A 19,641-nucleotide genomic window follows, 5' to 3' on the forward strand; every position below is an offset into this window, starting at 1 on the left:
GTCGTAGCCTCCGCAGACGCAGAACCCGCAGCCGAAGCGCTCGGGCTCAGCGACGGAACCGGCGAAGCGGAAGCAGTACCCGGAGCGCGACGCACCATACGCCAAGTGCCGTCCTGGTAGTGCGCCACAATCTGACCAGCCACCGGCTTACCCGGGTACTTGAACACCTCGGTCAGCGGCTGCACACGATCGTTGGTCTTGCTGTACACGCCAGCACCCTCAGCACCATCAATCACCATCTCGGTTGCCCAAGTGTAGTAGCCGGTGCGGGTGTCCTTAGTCGGGCGGTCAGCGGTCAGCGACAGAACCATCGGACGCTCCGAACCAATAACCCAGCCGCTCTCCGAAGCGTACATGCTCTGGAAGAACTCAGCCACAGTCGAGTAGTCGCCGGTGTGGTCAATGTTCGTGAAGCGGGTACCGTCACCGGTCAGCAGCAGGTAGTTCAGGGTGGCCTGCCAGTACGCAATGAACGCGTGCAGGCCCTCAACACTGTTCTCACGCAGCTTCGCCGGCTCCACGGGGATCGCGACGTTCACTGCCTTGTGCTCCTTGGTGCCGGGCTCAAAAGTACCGGTGGAGGAGTAATCGGCAAGAACGACCTCACCCTTCATGCTGGGGCCAGGCTCAACAGTGGTGGTTGCCTCCGTGGTGGGGGAGACGGATGCGGTAGCGCTCGCAGTCGAAGACTCGGTAGTGGATGCGCTTGCGGTCGCCGAAGACTCGGAGGACTTCGAGGAACATGCGGCAAGAAGCGCGGCGGTGCCCAGACCCAGTGCGGTCAGGGCGGTGCGGCGGGTATACATGGTAGACATGGGGGCTCTTTCTGAGGTGAATAAAGTATGTGCCGGTATTGAACTAATTCCAGAATATCGCAGGGGAGCGGCCAGCCCAATGTCGTGTGTGCCTCCATGACCGTAAAAACGGCGGGAGATGACGAAAAACACGGGCTCTCGCTAAGGCAGTAATATTGTTGCTTCTACGCCGGAGAAGAACTGCTTGCTGTAGGCTGGGGTGAATTCGTTGCGTTGCTTCCTCCTGCAGGACCGACTGTCCATGCACCATTTTGGTATACCAACTCAAAAATGATTTTGCTGGGACCGTCTGGGTTATTTGTGTAGGCTAGCGAAATCTCCAAGCCCTGTGCCGTGGTGTGGACTACGGCCCTACTGTGCATGTAGGTCGTAGCTTTCCAATGGTAGCGGTCTTCGTCAATCTTTTGAGGAGATTCCTCTGTCAACTGGTATAGACAAGGTGTTTCGGTGCCGTATAGCCAGCCGCTGCCGTCTGAATACATTTTCACGTACGCCTTCTTCATCTTTTCCCAGTATTGGTCTACGGTTGCGTCTACAGACTTTAAAGGCTCAATATCCCCAGAAATCATGAGATAGTTCTGAGAAGCCATCCAATATCCCAATGCTGCATACATGCCGCCCTTTGTCTTGTTGCTCATGTTTGCAGGGCGTACGGGTTTGCGCGGATTCTCAGCTTTCTTCTCATGGGTTGCCGGAACGTAAGTTCCTTGCGACTCGTAGTTGTTGAACTTCAGCTCTCCCTTATAGATACGCTGAGCGTCGAGCACACTCGGGTCGCTGAGCGGGCGGATATCGCTGGCGCAGGCAGTCAAGGAGGCGAGCGCGGCAGTGGCGGCGATGCCAAAGGCGGCGCGTCGGGTCACGAAGGTAGACATAAGGTACCCTTCAATAGATTATCGGTGTATCTATTTCAGGGTACCTTAGTGTATTTGGGTATTCTTACGATTTATTGGGTTCCAAACCTGGGAAAATACTACAAAAGATACGTTAGCTAACGATAAGTACCGTTTACTAGGGGAAAAGCCATTATCTTCCTATGCTGCCGCTTTCCTGCGCTGGCATTTTGCCGTGCTGCGGCTTTCCTGTGCCGCCGCTTTGCCGCGCTGCCGCATCCTAAACGCTGAGGCCAGAATCGCTTCCGCCCGAGGATCCGGGAGAAGTCGTCGAGGAACTCTTCGTCTCAACGGTGACCATCCACGCATCGTTTCGGTATTTCAACACAAAAGTGACCTCATCGTCGCTGGAGTCACCGCTCGTCTCAGCCAGACGAATGTCCCTGTCCTCGGGCACGTAATGGAGAACAGCATCCTTATGGCTACGGGCAATACCCTTCCAGCGGTACTGCTCATCGTTAACCTTCTGCGGGGTCTCGTCGGTTAGGTCAGCCACGAGCGGCGTCTCGGTGCCGTACATCCACCCCTCATTCTTTGCGTACAACACTACGTATGACTCCAGCTTCCGCACGTAGATGCCGTCCAGGTCCACGTCCTTGAACGGGGTAGCGTCGCCAGTAACCGTCAGGTAGTTCAGAGCTGCGACCCAGTAGCCCAGCGCCGCATACATGCCCGAGGTCGTCTTTGACTTTATGTTCACGGGAGGAACGGGCATAGGCGGGTTCTCCGCCTTCTTCGTGCTGCTTGCGGGGTGGTACGTTCCGGTGGACTTGTAGCTATTGAACTTCAGCTCGCCCTTGTAGGGACGCATCGAGTCAACTACGCTCGGGTCCTCCAGCGGGCGAATATCGCTGGCACAGGCGGTTAGGGAGGCGAGCGCGGCAGCGGCAACAACACCCAGGGCGGTGCGTCGAGTAACGAAGGTAGGCATGGGAACCCCTCAATAGTTTGTTCGTGTGCTTTTAAGCGTACCCGAGCAGGTTTGTTGACACGTTCAAAGCCGGCACCTGCTCATCTGGAAGAATAGTTCAACACGACCGTACACAGGCCATGCAAACAAAAAGGGGAAGCTCCCGCACGCAGCCTCAACTGCATTCGAGAGCTTCCCTCATCACTATAAATGACTAGGAACGCGGGTTAGGCACTAGCGCTACTCGCCTCTGAAGAGGGGGAATCAGCTTCTTCATCACTGAGTAAGAACCATGCGCCATCCTTATAGTCAAACGGAAAATTGGTTGCCTCGCTCTTGGTCGATCCATCAACCAGAGGAACAGGGTCATGACCCTCAACATGAGCCTTTGCATTGGGATCATAGATAATGCGTCCGAGCCAATCGTAACGGTTGGGACCGCCCTCAACTTTTTTGGGAGCATCAGTCAGCAGCTGAATGGTAACCGGCGCATCCGTGTCATACACCCAGCCCTTACCGGAAGAGTAGATAAGAACAGCATTGGCGTGATCGTTCGCATAGCGGCCTTCAGGGTCAGCCTTCTTGAGCGGCTCGAAATCGCCGGTCATGAACATGTAGTTGAAGCTTGCCACCCAGTAGCAGAGGAACTGGTACATGCCCTCAACGGTCGCCTCGTTCATCTTCTCCGGAACAACAGGCTTCGGCACGTTCTGCGCCTTCTTCTCAGCCGTGGCAGGAACGTACTCGCCGTTCTTCTCGTACTTGTCGAGCTTTACGGTACCCTTGTACGACTTCTTAGCGGAAGACGACGCAGATGCTGAGGCGGATGCGCTTGCAGACTCAGAAGCGCTAGCGCTCGCCGAAGCCTCACCGGAAGGGGAAGAAGAGCTATCAGCCAGCGGGCGGATATCGCTAGCGCAAGCAGTCAACGCCGCAGCCGCGCCGGCACCGGTAGCGGCAGCTAGTGCTGCACGTCGAGAAAGAAAAGTTGCCATGAAAAATCCTTAAGTAATGTGTGGGGTTATGAGACTAAATCCTAGAGCCTATGTGCGAGGTAAATTCCCGCCCATAAGACGAACTGAGCAAAGATGCTCTAGGCGTTCTTGGAGCTAGCCTCATCGGATGATTTAGCACTCGGGCTTGCAGTGCTTTGCCCGCGTACCTTGGTGGGGTAAGTAAACCACTTGCCGTCCTGATACGACAATTTCAGGTTGGAAAGCTCAGGCTCCATGGAAGTGTTCTGGTACATAGGCCTGTTGCCCTTACCCTCAACATGCATCATCGCATTAGGGTCCTTGGACAGCGTGATACGCCAGTAATAGAGAGGTTCGCTGCCTTCCACCTTCTCAGGTTGCGGGGTCATCATCTCAGCCTGAAGCGCATGCTCCGAACCGTAAAACCACCCCTCATTGGACTCATAAAAAGTCACGTAATCATGGAAAGACTTCACATCCCTGCCGGAGGGGTCAGCCTGCTTCAACGGCTCATCGTCACCGGTGAGCACCAGATAGTTGACGCTGGCAAGCCAAAAACTAAAGGCAGAGTAGGCACCATCAATGCTGTTCTCATGCATATTCGCCGGAGGGAGGGGCTTGGGCACGTTCTGCGCCTTGTGCGTCTCATCCGCGGGAACGTACTCGCCCTTCTTCTCGTAGTTGTCGAACTTCACCGGCCCCAGATAAGACTTCGCAGAAGAACCGCCCCCAGAGGAGGAGCTAGCGGAGGCAGAGGGGCTAGCAGAGGCGCTGGGATTTGCGGAAGAGGACGCCTCCCCAGAAGCAGACGGGGAGCTATCCGCCAGCGGGCGAATATCACTGGAGCAGGCACTCAGCATCGTAATAGCGCCTGCACCGGCAGCTAGCAGGGCTGCACGTCGAGAAAGGAAAGTCGTCATCAGAAATCCTTAAGTAGTGCGTATCAGAAGATGAGGAAATTTAGCTGTTGTTATCCAGAAGCATGCGCCACATGCCTTCCTTGTACTCCATGATGAACTTCGTCGTGCGAGGAATCGTCTTTTCCTCCTCAACGATAGTCGCATCAGGCTCACCCTCAATGTGGTACTTAGCGGCAGCGTCATACGCGACGGTCACAAGCCACTCATAACGGTCCGGCTTATTAGCAACCGGCTGAAGCTCATTCTCCGCAATCTCAATCTTGTACGGCTGATCCGAACCGTAAATCCAACCCAGGCCCGACTCATAGAGCTTAATCATGGTCCTAGAGTTCTTCAAAAAAGCCTTCGCCGGATCCGCCTTCATCAGCGGCTCAACATCGCCGGTCAGAATCAGATAATTCTGGGAAGCAAGCCAATAACCCATCAGCGCGTAGGCGCCCTCGGGGCTGTTCTCCTTCATCTTCTCCGGAATCAGAGGCTTCGGCACGTTCTGCGCCGGCGCATCCGCACTCGCAGGGACGTAGGTGCCGTTCCGCTCGTAGTTATTGAACTTAATCGGACCAACATACGAGCCGGGAGTGTGATCATCAGTCGGAGAAGGTGACGCCGAGGCGCTCGCAGACGAGGACGCCGCACCAGAAGCCGCGCCAGACGCAGCATCAGAAGCTGAACCAGAGGAACCGCCGGAACCCTGCGACAGCGGGCGAATATCGCTAGCGCACGCAGTCAGCGCCGCAAGAACACCGGTCGCACCCACGCCCAGGAGAGTACGTCGAGTGAAGAAGGTAGTCATCGGAAGCCCTTCGTTGGAGCCAATACAGAGCAAATCACGCCACACACCGCGGCAGGCATACGCACCCCGTACAGACCTATCAGTACGTCAATGTATACACTTTTAAGGTTACCCGAGAGCCACCCGATAGCCCCGCGACCACCTCAATTGTTCAGAAAATTAAGACCCCACACCCAGCGTTTTACCAGGTGCGGGGTCTTGTCACATAACAAGTCACTACGAGAGCGAACCCTCTGCAAAGCGGCAACTACGCGGCGCTAGACAGCTCCCATTTGCCGTCCTTGTACTCCAGGCGGAACCTCGCCACCCTCTTCTTCGACTCATCAGCGCTCGTTGCCTTCTCAGGCTGATTCCTATAATGCCGCATCATCTTCGGGTCCATGTAGGAATAGCCTTCCCAAATAAAGCGGGTATTGTCGCTACCCGGCACCTCATGAGGAGCATCCGTCAGCAGCTCAACAATATACGGAGTTTCCGTACCGTACACCCAACCAGCACCCGACGCATACAGCTTAATCGTGCTCTGATACTTCTCCCAACCGTAGCCGTTGTAGTAGATATGTTCAATCGGGGCCGGGTTACCCGTCATCATCAAATAGTTCAAGCTCGCCAGCCAGAAACTCAAGAAAGCATACGCACCATCAACGCTGTGCTCCTTCATATTCGCCGGAGGAACAGGCTTCGGCATATTCTCAGCCGGATTCGTAGCGCTCGCCGGAATGTACTCGCCGGTCTTCTCGTAGCTATCGAACTTCATCGGACCCTTATAGGACTTACCCGAAGACGGAAGACCCGAAGTAGCCGAAGCACTCGCAGACGCAGAAGGAGAAGGAGAAGCCGAAGTGCTCACAGACGCCGAGGCGGAGGCAGTCTCGGAGGCGGTCGCCGACTCCGACGGAGAAGCTGAGCCGGTGCCGCCAGCCAGCGGGCGAATATCGCTAGCGCACGCAGTCAACGCAGAAAGCGCACCCGCAACAGCAACACCCAGAGCGGTACGTCGAGTGAAGAAAGTAGTCATCGGAAGTCCTTCGTCGGATCCTTCACCCACAAAACCATCAGCACGAGGCTCACAACCTGCAGGTAAAGACCACATGTAGTACGTCAATGTATATACGTTAAGCGTACCCGAGGCACCCTCCGCCAACCCCGACCATCCGCCGGGTTTTCTCCTGGGTATTCCCTGGAATTTCGGCAAAAAGAAACCCCCGCCCACGGTGCATTACCGCAGGCGGGGGAGAAGCCTATCTTAAACCGTTAGGTCTGAACCGTTAAGGTGAGGTCTAGACGGAAGAAGAGCTACCAGAAGAAGCAGGTGCAGAAGAGCTCTCCTTGCCGGTCAGCATAAACCACTTACCGTCCTTGTACTCCACAATAGCCTTCATCAGCTTGCCGTTCGGGCTCTCCGCCGTCTTGAAAGGCTGATCTGACTTACCCTCAAGGTGAATCTTCGTATCAGGGCTGTAGTTCATGTAAGCCGGCCAGTAGTACAGGGCACTGCTACCGGAAGGCTTCTGCGGTGCACTACTAATCAGCTCAATAGTAATCGGGGTATCCGAACCGTACAGCCAGCCAAGATCGTCCCCATACATCATCGCGTAATCCTGCAGCATGTCAACGTAAATATCCGCAGGGTCCGCCTTCTTCATCGGCTCAGTGTCACCGGTCAGCACTGCATAGTTGAAGCTCGCCAGCCAGTAACCAATGAACGCGTACATGCCGTCAACGTTCTGCTCGTTCATGTTCGTCGGAACGAGAGGCTTAGGCACATTCTGCGCCTTATGAGTGGCGGTCGCCGGAACGTACTCGCCGTTCTTCTCGAAGTTATCAAACTTCACGAGGCCCTTATAATGCTTGCCGGAAGAAGCAGACGCCGAAGCGCTTGCGGATGCGCTGGGTGAGGCGCTAGCTGAAGCGCTCGCGGATGCACTAGCAGAACCGGAAGCGGGGCTTGACGCTGAGCCATCAGCCAGCGGGCGGATACTACCAGCACACGCAGTCAGTGCAGCCAGCACACCGGTGCCGGTCGCGCCCAGTGCTACGCGGCGGCTCACACGGGTAGATATGGGGGAAGGGCTCATCATAATTGGCCTTTCAAAAGAGGTCAACAAAGGAAATAGAGTGAGTTGACACCCTTATAATACCCTAAAGTGCGTGAATGACTATCAAATGTTGCTATTCATGTACTTTTGAGTAGAAGAAACCCAAAAAGCTGCAATTAGTGCACTAGGAAGCCGAGGGGCTCGCAGAATCCGAGCTCTTATCAGCATCCTTATCCTTCTGAGTGCTCATAAACCAAGCACCCTCCTTATACTCCACAACAATCCGCATCGCCTGGCCCTGAGAATCCTCAGCCCCCACAAGGGACTTATCGCGGTTATCGCCCTCGGTCAGATGCCTCTTCGCATTCTGATCAACCAGGGAACGAGCACGCCAGAAATAACGAATACGGTCACCCTCAATCTGCGTGGGAGTATCCGTCAACAGGTACACAGACATCGGCTCACTCGTGTCATAAATCCAGCCGCGCCCCGTCTCGTAGAGCTTAACCATCGGCTCAAGCTCCTTATAGTAATCGCTGCTCGGATCCGTCTTCTTCAACGGCTCAATATCACCCGTCAACGCCAAATAATTAAAACTAGAAATCCAATAGCCAATCAGTGCATAAATACCGTCAACGCTCAGCTCCTGCACCTTCTCCGGCATGATCGGTTTGGGCACATTCTGCGCCTTCTTCTCAGCTGTGGCAGGCACATACTCGCCGTTCTTCTCAAAGTTATCGAACGTGACCTTACCCTTATACGACTTATTCGCAGGCGGCAGCGCCGGCGAAGCAGACGGGCTCGCCGAAGCACTCGCCGAGCCAGACTCAGCAACATCAGCCGGCGGATGCACCGTACGCGCACACGCACCCAACACGGCGGCAAGACCAACACCGCCCACACCCAACACGGCGCGGCGGCTCAAAGCGATGGACTTAGAAGAAGAGCTAGTCATCAGCAGTCTTTCGAAGAGGTCAACAGATGAGGAGGAGTGAGTCGACACCCCCATCATACCGGGCACACCTTAGAGCCACCCTAAAGCACATGTGAATAGCAAATAGCCTGGGAGAACTGGGCACGCATGAAGAAACCCCGCGGCCCTTATTCCGAATATTTTCGAAGAAAGAACAACAGCCGCGGGGCAAAACAACTGGAGGGGCGTGCAACTTAGCGGAGCAGATGCGCAAAATTGCGGCGAGCCTTCGCAACCTTCGGGCTCACCACAAACGCACAATAACCCTGCGCCGGGTTCAACGCGTAATAGTTCTGGTGGTAATCCTCAGCCTCGTGGAACACGCCCAGCGGCTTAATCTCCGTAACGATGGGGGAGGAGTACAGCTGCTGAGCACGCGCCACCGCACGCTCAAACGCCTCACGCTGCTGCTCATCCGCGTAGAAAAGAACCGAACGGTACTGCGAACCGGTATCCGCACCCTGACGATCCCAGCTGGTCGGATCGTGGCTCGTGAAGAAAATATCCAACACCGTATCTAGGTCAATCACCTGCGGGTCGAAGCTGAGCTTCAGCGCTTCCTGGTGACCGGTCGTACCCGAACACACCGAACGATAATCAGGGTCGGGAGTCTCACCACCCGTATAACCGCAGACGCTCGCCTCAACCCCGCGGAACTGGCGGTATACCGCATCCAGGCACCAGAAACAGTCGCCAGCAAGAACAACATCAGTCATGATTCCTCCTCGAACTATAAATCCACACTACCTGAAGAACACTGCTGAGCCGCATAATATTCCCGAGTTACCGCCGCGCCACCTGCCACAATAGAGGTATGACTGAAAAACTTGAAACCCCCACCCTCGCAGAAGTCGTCGACGCCTTCCACACGCTCTTCCCGCCGCAGCTCGCCGCCGGATGGGACGCCTCCGGCCTCGTTGCCGGTCGTGCCGCCGCCAAAGTGAACACCGTCCTCTTCGCGGTAGACGCCCTCACCGCCACCGCCGAAGAAGCCGTAGCCGAAGGCGCGCAGCTGCTCATCACCCACCACCCGCTGCTGCTCCGCGGCGCAAAGTTCATCCCCGACAGCGACTACAAGGGCAACGTGCTGCACACCCTCATCGAAGGCGGATGTGGCCTGCTCGGCGCGCACACCAACGCAGATGCCGCCGTCGAAGGGGTGAATGAAGCACTCTGTGACGCTATCGGCCTCATCGACCGCGAACCGCTCACCGAAGCGCAAACCCAGGTACTCGACGGGCAGGAGCACGCGGTGGGCACCGGTCGCCTCGGCACCCTGCCCGAAGAGATCACCCTCAAGGAACTCGCTGAACGCCTCGCCGCGGCACTACCCGCAACCGCAGGTGGTCTGCGCATCGCCGGACGTGCCGACCAGCCGATCCGCCGCGTCGCCCTCTGCGGTGGTGCCGGTGACTCCCTCTTCGAGGCGGTACGCGCCACCGACGCGCAGGTGTACATTACCGCTGACCTGCGCCACCACCCCGCCAGCGAATTCCGTGAAACCGCACGAGTCGATGGCAGCAACATCGCGCTGATTGATTGCTCCCATCCCGCCAGCGAATCGCTGTGGTTGCGTTCGGCGGCCGACCGCCTGCGCGCCCTGCTTGCTGAGCGCGGCTTCACCATTGAAACGAAGCTGTCCGTACTGAATACCGACCCGTGGGACTTCACCGTCTCCACCGGCGTGGCAACCGGTCAGGATGCGCACTCGGCAAGCACCGCCGCAGCCCCCGCGTGGACCAGCCTGACTGAAAAGTAAGCGCTGAAAATAGCTACTGAATAGCTACCAAGAAGCAGTCTTCAAAAATTTAGGCACAGTAAAGCCCGGTCTGTACGAGCCCGACAGGAACCTCTCATCAAGGATCCTGACAGGAACGTGCAGACCGGGCATTACTTCTGCGGGAGCAATACTCTGCAGGGCTTGGGGTACCAAGCGCAGGGGGGGGCTAAATGACCTTACTTAGCGCGAGCCTGGAACGCCTCAATCAGAGTCTCCAGCTCACCATGAGTCACCATATGCTGAGCGTCAAAAGCACCGCTAGCGTTCAGCACCACCTTGTTCTGCTGAGCCCACAGAATCTCGCGGTAGAACGCCGAACCCGGAGCCACATCACTGTAGGGAGAGTTGCCCGTCACTGCGGGCGAACCAGCTGCGCGGTAGGCGAATGCCGCAACGGTAGCGTTCGAAATTCCGGCATCAGCATGGAACTTGCCGTCCGACCAGCCAAAAGTAATGCCCTTCTGACGAGCCCACACGTAGGCGGGGAAGTTCGGGTCGTCAGTCTTCACATCCGGCCAGGGAGAAGTCTCGGGGAGCTTCACCTCGGGGGTGCCCGCCTGGATGTACAGGGCAGCTGCGAGCTCACCGCGAGTTGCGGGGGTCTTCAGCTTCTCATCGGAAGGAGCAGGCTTCTGATCATCGTCCTTCTTGGGGTCCTGAGCGTTGGGCAGGTTCGCCTCCCGGTAACCGTTCGTGCCGTTCAGGTCCAGGTCCTGCCATGCGAGCAAGGTGCCACGACCCTCGGTGGACTTGCCCACGACCGGTGCGAGCAGCTCGCCCGTCTCGCTGTAACCATCATTAGCCCACACCTCAATCACGTACTTCTTCGAAGTATCCAGGGTGTTTGCCGGAAGATTCACGGTACCGTTCAGGTTGCCGTCACGGTAGGCCGAAGCCTGGGTGGGGTGGTCAAACTCGATAATGTCGCTGGTTGCCAGAACCGGGGTGTTCGAGCCCTTCTCACGAACCACGAACTGGACACCCTTAACGGAGTGGATATCGCCGTTGAACCCCTGACCGCCAACGTTCAGATTCTGCGATTTGGCGGGGTCAGCCACGCTGTTGTAGCCCAGGCGCGGTGCGAACGGCGCCGGCTTCTCACCTAGAGTGCTCAGCACCTGGGTGCTCACCACGTTCTTGCCGGTCCACAGCTCCTGAGCGGTCAGCGGCTTCTGACCCTTCTGCTCAGCAACCACGTGAATCTCGTAGCGGACATCGTACTTGGTGCCGCCGGTTGGATCGTGGAAGTTGTCATCATCAACGAAGTAGTAGGCGGCAAGATCGTACGCCTCAACCTTCAGGTCAGCCTCAAAAGTGCCGTCATCGGCAATGGTGAAGTCCTGACCCTCCACGAAGCGTAGCATCTTCGAAGTCGGAATCTCGTAGCCAGACGGTGCGTAGTTCGCGGGAGCAATGTACAGCGCCACGGTACCGTGCTGAGCGCGCCACTCCTTGGTGTAGCCTGCGCCCTTCACATGGACGGTACCGCCCTCGGTCGTGATGAGGAAGGGGTTCACACCGTCGTACTTGTAACCGTCAGGGATGGATACATCCAGGGTCGGAGTAGCAGCAGCGACCTGGTGAGCAGCCTGCGGGGTAGCGGCGGCAACGGGTGCATCAGCGGCAGGAGCCGCATTCTGAGCCAGCGCCGGGGCCATCGGCAGAACCATGGCACCAGCCAACGCCAGCGCGCCGCAACCCTGAGCTGCGCGGAGGAAAGAGGACTTAGAGTTCGGAAGCGAGGACATAACACATCCTTAAAAGTTGTTTCTCGCGGGGCCCTGCGGAATCAACGGCGGGTAGGGAATTCGCCGTTGAATCTGCTGCGCCCTATGAGAAAAGTGGTTGGAAGCCCCGTCGGTTTCGGGAGTACTCCCACCCTAGCAAAGTGTTGAACAGTTGTCAGGAAACACTCAAGGAACGCTTTAAGGTTTTCGAAAATCTCACGTAGTGAGTAGCTATTAAATGCTGAAACCCCGCGCCCCCGAATAGAAAAACCAATCGGGAACACGGGGCATTCAGCGTAGAACTAGTCCACCATACCCGGCACCGTTCTACCCGGCACCGTTCTACTGAGCGCGGTTCTGGAAGTTGAACAGCATCTGCTCCAGCTGACCACGATTCACCAGGTCCGTCGCGTTAAAAGCGCCGAAATCCGGATTGATGACATACTGCTGAGTGGACCACAGAATCTCACGGTAGAAGGCGGAACTCGGATTAACATCCGTGAACGAAGAAACACCGGAAACAGCCGGAGAACCTGCCGCACGGTAGGTGAACGCCGCAACCGTAGCGTTCGAAATGCCGGCATCCGCGTGGAACTTGCCATCAGACCAGCCGAAAGTAATGCCCTTCTGGCGAGCCCACACGTAGGCGGCGTAGTTCGAGTCGGTGGTCTTCACATCCGGCCACGGGGAGGTCTTAGGGAGGTCCACCTTGGGGCTACCAGCCTGAGCGTACAGTGCCGCCGTCAACTCGCCGCGAGTAGCGCGCTGCTGCTGCTCCTGGTAGGTGAGCTTCGAAATCAGGCTCTTGTACTCTCCCTTAGGCACGGTAGCATCCGCGAAGTCCTGAACACCCTCAAACTTCAGATCCTGACGGCCCATAAGAACACCGCGGTGCTCCGGCGCCAAACCAACAATCGGGGTGATGAGGGGCCTGTCCTTCTTGGTGAGGTCGTAGTCGTAGTCGCTCCACGCCTCAATGACGTACTGCTTAGACGAATCCAGGGTGTTTGCGGGGATCTTGATGGTGCGGTAAAGAGTGCCTCCCTCCAGGCGGGTTACGCCATCGGGACCTTCATAGTAGGACTTCATATCGCTCATCGCCAGGACGGGGGTGCCGGTGCCCTTCTCACGAATCACGTACATGGCACCCTCACGGCCGGGCAGCTCCTCACCAACGAAACCCTCACCCTTGACCAGCAACTCCTGATCCTTCGTGGTGTCCTTCAGAGCATCGTACTTCCACTTAGGTGCCATGACTTCAGGATGGTAGGCGCGGGTGTACATTGGGTGGTGGGCGATAACGTTCTTGCGAGCCCAAATATCCTCAATGCTCGACTGGGGCTGGCCCTTAGCCTCGGTCAAAATACCCGTCTCGTAACGCACCTCATCCAGGGTGATACCCGGGAAATAATCGATGGGAGTGTAGAAACTCTCCAGGGCCTTAGCCTTGATGGTCAGCTTTGCCTCAAAAGTGCCGTCATCGGCAATGGTGAAGTCCTTACCCTCTTCAAAGCGGAGCATCGAGGTGGAAGGCTCAGCATTACCGGGGCGATCCTTCGTAGCGGCAATGTAGAAGACAACGGTGCCGTGTTGCTCACGCCATTCCTTGGTGAAACCGGTACCCTTCAGAGTCACGGTGCCGCCCTCGCCGGTGTACAGAATACCGTCATAATCAGTGGAGTACGTCGGCTGTGCCGCTGCATCCTGAGCAGCCGGCTTGGGAGTCACAGCATTTGCCACCGGTGCATTAGCAGCAGGTGCCGCATCCTGGGCGAGTGCCGGAGTCATCGGCAGAACCATCGCACCAGCCAGCACCAGTGCGCCGCAACCCTGCGCCGCACGGAGGAACGAAGACTTAGAGTTCGGAAGCGAGGACATACATCATCCTTACGGGTCGTACCCACTGGGATGATGCAGTTTCATAGGGTTTCTGGGGTGAGAAATCTCCGTCGAATCTGCTCCAACCCAATGAGAAAGTGGTCGAATATCCCCGTCGGTTTCGGGGACATTTTCACCCTATCAAAGGGTTGAACAGATGTCAGGAAACACTCAAGAGAGACTTGAAGGTTCTGAGGTTTTTCACAGGTTGACCAGCCGCTAAGAACTGAACCCAGCAGGCTAAACTCAGCAACCTAAACCCCGAAAACAGAACCCCGTGTTCCTGAACAGAAAACCTGCTCAGGAACACGGGGGTGTTCAGCTGGCTATGTTTAGCGAGCCTGGAAAGCAGCCAGGACAGTCTCCAGATGACCGCGAGTCAGCAGCTGCTTAGGGATGAAATACTGACCACCGTATACAGTAGGCAAATTCTGGCTCGCCCACAGAATCTCACGGTAGAACGGCGCACCAGGCTTAACATCCACATAGGGAGAATCGCCCTTCACCGCAGGAGAACCCGCCGCACGGTAGGTGAACGCAGCAACGGTAGCGTTCGAGATGCCAGCGTCCGCGTGGAACTTGCCGTCCGACCAGCCGTAGCTGATACCCTTCTCACGAACCCAAATGTACGCAGCGTAGTTCGGGTCGTCAGTCTTCACATCCGGCCAGGGGGAGGTCTCAGGCAGCTTCACCTCGGGCGCGCCGGCCTGAAGGTACAGAGCCACCGCCAGCTCACCGCGAGTAGCGCGCTCCTTGCGCTGCTCATCGGTCAAGCTAGGCTTCTTATCCTCAGCAGCGTCAGAGCCCTTGAACTTGAGGTCCTGAGAAGCCAGCAGAGTACCGCGGCCCTCGGGTGCCTTACCCACCACGGGAGCGACAAACTCGCCATCCTCGTAACCGTTGTTACCCCACACCTCCACGACGTACTTCTTCGAAGCATCCAAAGTGTTAGCCGGAACCTTCACGGTGCCGTCCAGCTCGCCATTCACATACTCAAAGGCACGATCGTGATGGTTGTACTCGATGATGTCACTGGTCGCCAGAACCGGGGTGTTTGAGCCCTTCTCACGAATCACATACTGAAGACCCTTGGGGGAACGGAACTCACCGTAGAAACCGGTACCCGAGAAGTAAATATCCTGATCTGCTGCGGTGTCGCTCAGAGCCTTGTACTTCACCTCGGGGGCAAACGGGCTGGGGCGGAACGCCTGAGTATGCACCGCAATACGGCGCACCACGTTCTTGCCAGCCCACAGATCTTCAACGGTCAGCGGGGGCTGACCCTGCTTCTCAGCAACCAGGTCAACCTCGTAACGCACCTCGTAACGCGGGATACCGGGGAAGTAGTTGCGAGGCTCGTAGTAGCGCTGAAGCACGTCCGGCTTGACCGTCAGCTGAGCATCCAGGGTGCCATCCTCGGCAATGGTGAAGTCCTTACCCTCCTCAAAACGGAGCGGCGTATCATCAGCGGGCAGAAGGTCACCATCGGGAACACCCTGAGAAGCGGCCAGGTAAACCGCTACATTGCCGTGCTTTTCACGCCACTCCTTGGTGAAACCCGAACCCTTCACGTGGACGGTGCCGCCCTCAAAGGTGTACAGTAGCGGATTCTTGCCGTCGTACAGAACGTCGAATGTCGGAGCGTCCTCCTGGACAGCCTTAGCGCCCGGAACATCCGCAGCCTGCGAACCATCAGAACCGTTAAAGTTCAGCGTCTGAGAAGCGAGCAGGGTGCCACGACCCTCGGGTGCCTTACCCACGACGGGGGTAATGAACTCGTCGCCCTCGTAGCCGTTGTTGCCCCACACCTCGACAACGTACTGCTTTGCCTTATTCAGGGTGTTAGCGGGAATCTTGACGTTACCGTTGAGGTACCCGTGCTGGTACTGGAACGCATACTCGGGGTCGTTGTACTCGATAATGTCGCTAACCGCCAGAACCCGCGCCCTCAGGGTCTTCTCACGCACAACAATCTGAACACCCTTCGGGGAGTTAATATCGCCATTGAAACCCCAACCTGAGAAGTTCAGAACCTGATCGTTACCGGTATCCTTCAGAGCGTTGTAGCGCCAGTGCGGGGCGAAAGCGTCAGCCTTCTGGGCGACAGCGGCCTTCGGAGCAGGGTCAGCCGGAAGAGAACCAGCCGCCGCAGTTGCAGGAGTGTCTGCAGTAGCGTTCTGAGCAAGAGCCGGAGCCATCGGCAAAACCATCGCGCCAGCCAGCGCCAATGCACCGCAACCCCGTGCTGCACGGAAGAAGGACGAAGCCTTGAAATTCGGAAGAGCGGACATAATCATTCCTTATCGGTCGAACCCATCGCGCCAATGCAGTTCTAAAAGGGAGTGAGAAATCTTCGTCGAATCTGCGCCAACCCAATGAGAAAAGTGGTCGAATATCCCCGCCAATTTCGGGGACAATTTCACCCTATCAAAGGGGCGAATAGAAGTCAGGAAACACTCAAGAGAGACTTGAAGGTTCTGAGGGTTTTCCCAGGTTGACCACCGCTAAAAACTGAACCCACCATGCTGAACCCCGCGCACACTCCTCAAAACACAAGAGGCCCCGCACTCCAAACAGGAAGTACGGGGCCGCTCGATACGCTGAATAAAGCGCAAAAAACTAGGCAGTGTAAAAACTACGAAGTGCGGAAGTACAGGTACATCATCATCGCAACGCGACCGCGAGACGTCTGAGCCGTCGGCTCAAAAGCGTTACCCTCAGACACCGTCGACACGCCACGGCGAGACGCCCACACAATCTGACGGTAGAACGGAGTCGCAGACGAAACATCGCTAAACGGCGAAGAACCCGACATCTGAATCTTCTGCGCACCATCAGCACGGTACAAAAGCGCCGCAGCAGAAGCATTCGACAGGCGCGCCTCCGCATGGAACTTACCATCAACCCAACCGGAGGTAATACGCTCCTGACGCGCCCACAGGTACGCATCATAATTCGGGTCAGACTCATCAACATCCGCATACGGCGAATGCTCCGGACGAGTCACCGACGGCGAACCCGCCAGCTTATAGAACATGCTAATCAGCTCGCCACGAGTCACCGGATCCTCAGCACCAAAATGGTCCTCAGAAAGCGGCTCCATCGTCTGAGTACGAACAGCCCAACGGATACCCGCATAGTACGCAGAATCCTCAGTGGCATCATCAAAAATAGTGTTCGCATCCGGCGCGGTCACAGACGGACGCAGAATCTTCGGGCCCTGAGTCGAAGAACTCGACACCAGAGGAGAAGAAGTGGAAGGCGCCGAAGCAGCTACCGGCGCAGCAGTATCCGCCGAAGAAAGACGCGCCTCCGACGAATCATAGAAAGAAAACAGAGGAGAGAACGGCAGATACAAAACACCCGCCAGCGCCACAGCGCCAACAGCCAGCTCAATGCGGCGGCGCTTACGCTTCTTAGAATCAGCCTGAGAAGAAGCCTCGGGGGTGCCCTCCGGCGCCAGCAGAGGTGCAGAAGAATTATGGGCAGTATCAGTCAACTGCTTAGAATCCTGGGACATAAATCCTCAATGTGGTTGATGTATCGGTGTGTGATAGGCGCCCTCGCACAACAGACGCCCAACCGGAAACGGGCGCGCACCAAGGGGGCGCAACAGTCCTAAGCATAAACCACAGCTTGAAAAATATTAATTTACACTCCACGGAACAATTGTGAAAAAGGGGAGCGGAACACCCCAAAAATCCCCCAATAGCGGGTACCGTATGAGGTGCGCCCCACATGCGGTACAGCCCACATTAGCGTGTTAATCGGCAAAAATACCCCGAAAAACCGCGGAACAGCGCCGGGCAACAGCCCCGCACACGCCCCTACATGCGGCTTATATACGTCCAGCAGGAGGCGCAGAAAAGCCGGGCCAGCGGGATGAAACCAACGTTTCATCACCGCCAGCCCGGCTCAATCATTGCGGGTTAGACGCCAACCCCAATGAACCAGCAGGACCCTAGCGAACCTTGTAGTTCATCAAGAAACCAGCCAGCTCACCACGGCTCACTAGCGCAGACGGGTGGTACTCAGAACCCGGGAAAACCTGCAGCTTCTGCTGCTTAGCCCAGGTAATCTCACGGTAGAACGCAGAGCCAACCTTCACATCGGTGTACGGCGCCTCAGTCACAGCAACCGGCTTCTTACCATCGAAACGGTACAGGAACGCCGCAACAGTAGCGTTAGACACGGAAGCATTCGCGTGGAACTTACCATCAGACCAGCCGAAAGTAATGCCCTTCTGACGAGCCCAAATGTATGCAGCGTAGTTCGGGTCATCAGTCTTCACATCCGCGTACGGGCTAGTCGCCGGCAGATCAACCTTCGGGGAACCAGCCAGACGGTACAGCGCAACAGTCAGGTCGCCGCGGGTCGCATCATCGTTAACGCCGAACCAATCCTTCTCGCGAGAATCAATCAGCTTCTGATCAGCAGCCCACAGAACAGCCTTGTGGTTCGCGTGAGCAGCCGGAACGTCAGCGAAACGCTCACGAGCCTTCTTGTTCGCAGACTCACCAGTCAGAGTCAGGTAATCGGCAGCGATGCGCTCGCGCTGACCATCGGCGTAGTTAATGGTTACGAAAATAGCGTAGCGGCTATCCTCATCCAGCTTGGTGCCGTCAACATTAACGGTGGTCTCAAACGCGCCGGTTGCCACGCGGTCAGCGCTCAGAGTGAAGCTATCCATAGCCTCACCGGTCGGGTTGCCGTCAGCCTCAGCCTCAGAGAACAGAACGTTCACGGTAGCGCCAGCCGGAACCTTGAAATCCTTACCCTTCACACGGATAGTGGTCGAAGAGCTCAGATCAACCTTGTCAGTGCTCAAAGACACCGAAGGAGAAGCAGTCTTAACGTTCTCGCCGTTCACCGGAACAAACGCCTGAGTGCTCAGCGCCTGGTTGTTCGCCTCATCGTTATCTTCCGGGACGTTGAACTCGAAAGTCTGCACAACGTAGGAGCTGCCGGACTTCAGGGTACCCGCCGGGATGTCCAGAACAGTCGAGAAACGGCCGTTGGTGTAACCCATGTACTGGCCGAAGAAAGCAGAGTAGGAGGTGAACTTAGCCTCCGACTGAGCCAACGCGGGGCCGGTCGCCTTGCCGGTCGCCGGATCAACCGCACGAACCGCAACAATCAGCGACTCGCTACCGTTGTACGAAATGTTCTGGAAACCGGCACCGTTCACGGTGACCTTAGTGTTCTCAGAAGCATTCACCGACGAAGCGTCGTACGACAGGGTCGGGGAATCAACGGTGGGAACATCCGCGACCTTCAGTTCAGCACGAACCTCACCCGCGGGAATCCAGCCGTCTTCAGCGTCATCGCGGTAACCGAGCACAACATCGAAGGACGAGCCATTGGCCTCCAGATAGTTAGCGCCGATAGAAGCGGTCAGGTTCACGGAGCCGTCAGCTGCAAAAGCGGAGGCGGGAACATCCTGAACGTAGAAGGGGTAATTACGCGGGTGGTGCGGCGGGAAAGCAACGCTTTCACCCTTCGGAACAACGTACAGGCGGAACGACTTGCCCTTGACGAAGTCCTTAGAGAAACCGGAGCCGCTAACGGTCACGTTGCCGCCCTTGAGAATGTCAAAAGTGCCGGAGGTAACCTGCAGACGCTGAGCACCCTGAACCTCGCCCTGCGCAACAGCCTGAGCCGCTACCGGAGTAGCAGTAGGCGCCGCAAACGCGGGGGAGAGGGGCAAGAGCATTGCGCCAGCCAGGGTGATGGCGCAGCCGCTCTTGGCCATGTTTTTGGGTAGCGCAAAGCGCATGTGGTTGGGAAGTGAGGACATTGTTATCCAATCAGTTTTTATCGGTGTCACGCATCGAGTGTGGTGCGCATAAACACCGTAGCAAATAGTTAAGACGTGCTGGAACCTGAAAGGTCATCAGCGCGAAAAATGTCTGTGTGTTTTATCGCATGTCTTAAGGTGA

16 protein-coding genes are annotated in these 19,641 nt (G+C 56.7%); 1 reads left to right on the plus strand and 15 read right to left on the minus strand.

Going from position 1 to position 19,641, the window contains the following annotated elements; genetic code table 11:
• The 10 genes from AB8C10_RS01265 to msrA form a co-directional block, all read right to left on the minus strand.
• Window positions 1-815 (minus strand): DUF6318 family protein (locus AB8C10_RS01265; RefSeq protein WP_368866579.1); only part of this gene is annotated, 815 nt, incomplete at its 3' end.
• A 164-nt stretch (window positions 816-979) separates the two neighbouring features.
• Window positions 980-1,690 (minus strand): DUF6318 family protein, encoded by a 711-nt coding sequence (locus AB8C10_RS01270; protein WP_368866580.1) that lies wholly within the window; start codon window positions 1,688-1,690, stop codon window positions 980-982.
• Window positions 1,691-1,928: 238 nt separating this feature from the next.
• Entirely contained in the window at window positions 1,929-2,639 is a 711-nt protein-coding gene (locus AB8C10_RS01275; protein WP_368866581.1) for a DUF6318 family protein, read from the minus strand.
• Window positions 2,640-2,845: 206 nt separating this feature from the next.
• On the minus strand, window positions 2,846-3,613 hold the full coding sequence (locus AB8C10_RS01280; RefSeq protein WP_311450174.1) for a DUF6318 family protein: 768 nt from the start codon (window positions 3,611-3,613) through the stop codon (window positions 2,846-2,848).
• Between the two features lie 98 nt (window positions 3,614-3,711).
• Window positions 3,712-4,512, minus strand: a complete 801-nt coding sequence (locus tag AB8C10_RS01285; protein WP_298698713.1) for a DUF6318 family protein — start codon at window positions 4,510-4,512, stop codon at window positions 3,712-3,714.
• 40 nt (window positions 4,513-4,552) lie between these two features.
• Entirely contained in the window at window positions 4,553-5,305 is a 753-nt protein-coding gene (locus AB8C10_RS01290) for a DUF6318 family protein (RefSeq protein ID WP_368866582.1), read from the minus strand.
• A 247-nt stretch (window positions 5,306-5,552) separates the two neighbouring features.
• Window positions 5,553-6,323, minus strand: a complete 771-nt coding sequence (locus tag AB8C10_RS01295) for a DUF6318 family protein (RefSeq protein ID WP_368866583.1) — start codon at window positions 6,321-6,323, stop codon at window positions 5,553-5,555.
• A gap of 262 nt (window positions 6,324-6,585) precedes the next feature.
• The gene (locus AB8C10_RS01300) at window positions 6,586-7,386 is read right to left on the minus strand and encodes a DUF6318 family protein (RefSeq protein ID WP_368866584.1); all 801 of its coding nucleotides are present in this window, start codon (window positions 7,384-7,386) and stop codon (window positions 6,586-6,588) included.
• A 142-nt stretch (window positions 7,387-7,528) separates the two neighbouring features.
• Window positions 7,529-8,299, minus strand: coding sequence for a DUF6318 family protein (locus tag AB8C10_RS01305; RefSeq protein WP_296545272.1), 771 nt, complete (start codon window positions 8,297-8,299; stop codon window positions 7,529-7,531).
• Window positions 8,300-8,511: 212 nt separating this feature from the next.
• A complete protein-coding gene (msrA, locus tag AB8C10_RS01310; RefSeq protein ID WP_368866585.1) occupies window positions 8,512-9,033 on the minus strand; it encodes a peptide-methionine (S)-S-oxide reductase MsrA in 522 nt (173 codons plus the stop codon).
• Between the two features lie 98 nt (window positions 9,034-9,131).
• Between msrA and AB8C10_RS01315 the strand changes: the two genes are divergently transcribed.
• Window positions 9,132-10,076, plus strand: a complete 945-nt coding sequence (locus AB8C10_RS01315; RefSeq protein WP_296545274.1) for a Nif3-like dinuclear metal center hexameric protein — start codon at window positions 9,132-9,134, stop codon at window positions 10,074-10,076.
• A gap of 197 nt (window positions 10,077-10,273) precedes the next feature.
• On the opposite strand, the gene AB8C10_RS01320 is transcribed toward AB8C10_RS01315, so the two are convergent.
• The 5 genes from AB8C10_RS01320 to AB8C10_RS01340 form a co-directional block, all read right to left on the minus strand.
• Entirely contained in the window at window positions 10,274-11,845 is a 1,572-nt protein-coding gene (locus AB8C10_RS01320) for a gluconolactonase (protein ID WP_296545275.1), read from the minus strand.
• Between the two features lie 321 nt (window positions 11,846-12,166).
• On the minus strand, window positions 12,167-13,702 hold the full coding sequence (locus tag AB8C10_RS01325) for a peptidase (protein WP_368866586.1): 1,536 nt from the start codon (window positions 13,700-13,702) through the stop codon (window positions 12,167-12,169).
• 332 nt (window positions 13,703-14,034) lie between these two features.
• Entirely contained in the window at window positions 14,035-15,993 is a 1,959-nt protein-coding gene (locus AB8C10_RS01330) for a gluconolactonase (protein WP_368866587.1), read from the minus strand.
• 344 nt (window positions 15,994-16,337) lie between these two features.
• Window positions 16,338-17,222 carry an S-layer homology domain-containing protein gene (locus tag AB8C10_RS01335; protein WP_368866588.1) on the minus strand — a complete coding sequence of 295 codons (885 nt, stop codon included), beginning with the start codon at window positions 17,220-17,222 and terminating at the stop codon, window positions 16,338-16,340.
• Between the two features lie 441 nt (window positions 17,223-17,663).
• Entirely contained in the window at window positions 17,664-19,454 is a 1,791-nt protein-coding gene (locus tag AB8C10_RS01340; RefSeq protein WP_368866589.1) for a pentalenene synthase, read from the minus strand.
• Window positions 19,455-19,641: the final 187 nt, after the last annotated feature.

Source organism: Rothia mucilaginosa, from assembly GCF_964210535.1.
Taxonomy (GTDB): domain Bacteria; phylum Actinomycetota; class Actinomycetes; order Actinomycetales; family Micrococcaceae; genus Rothia; species Rothia mucilaginosa_F.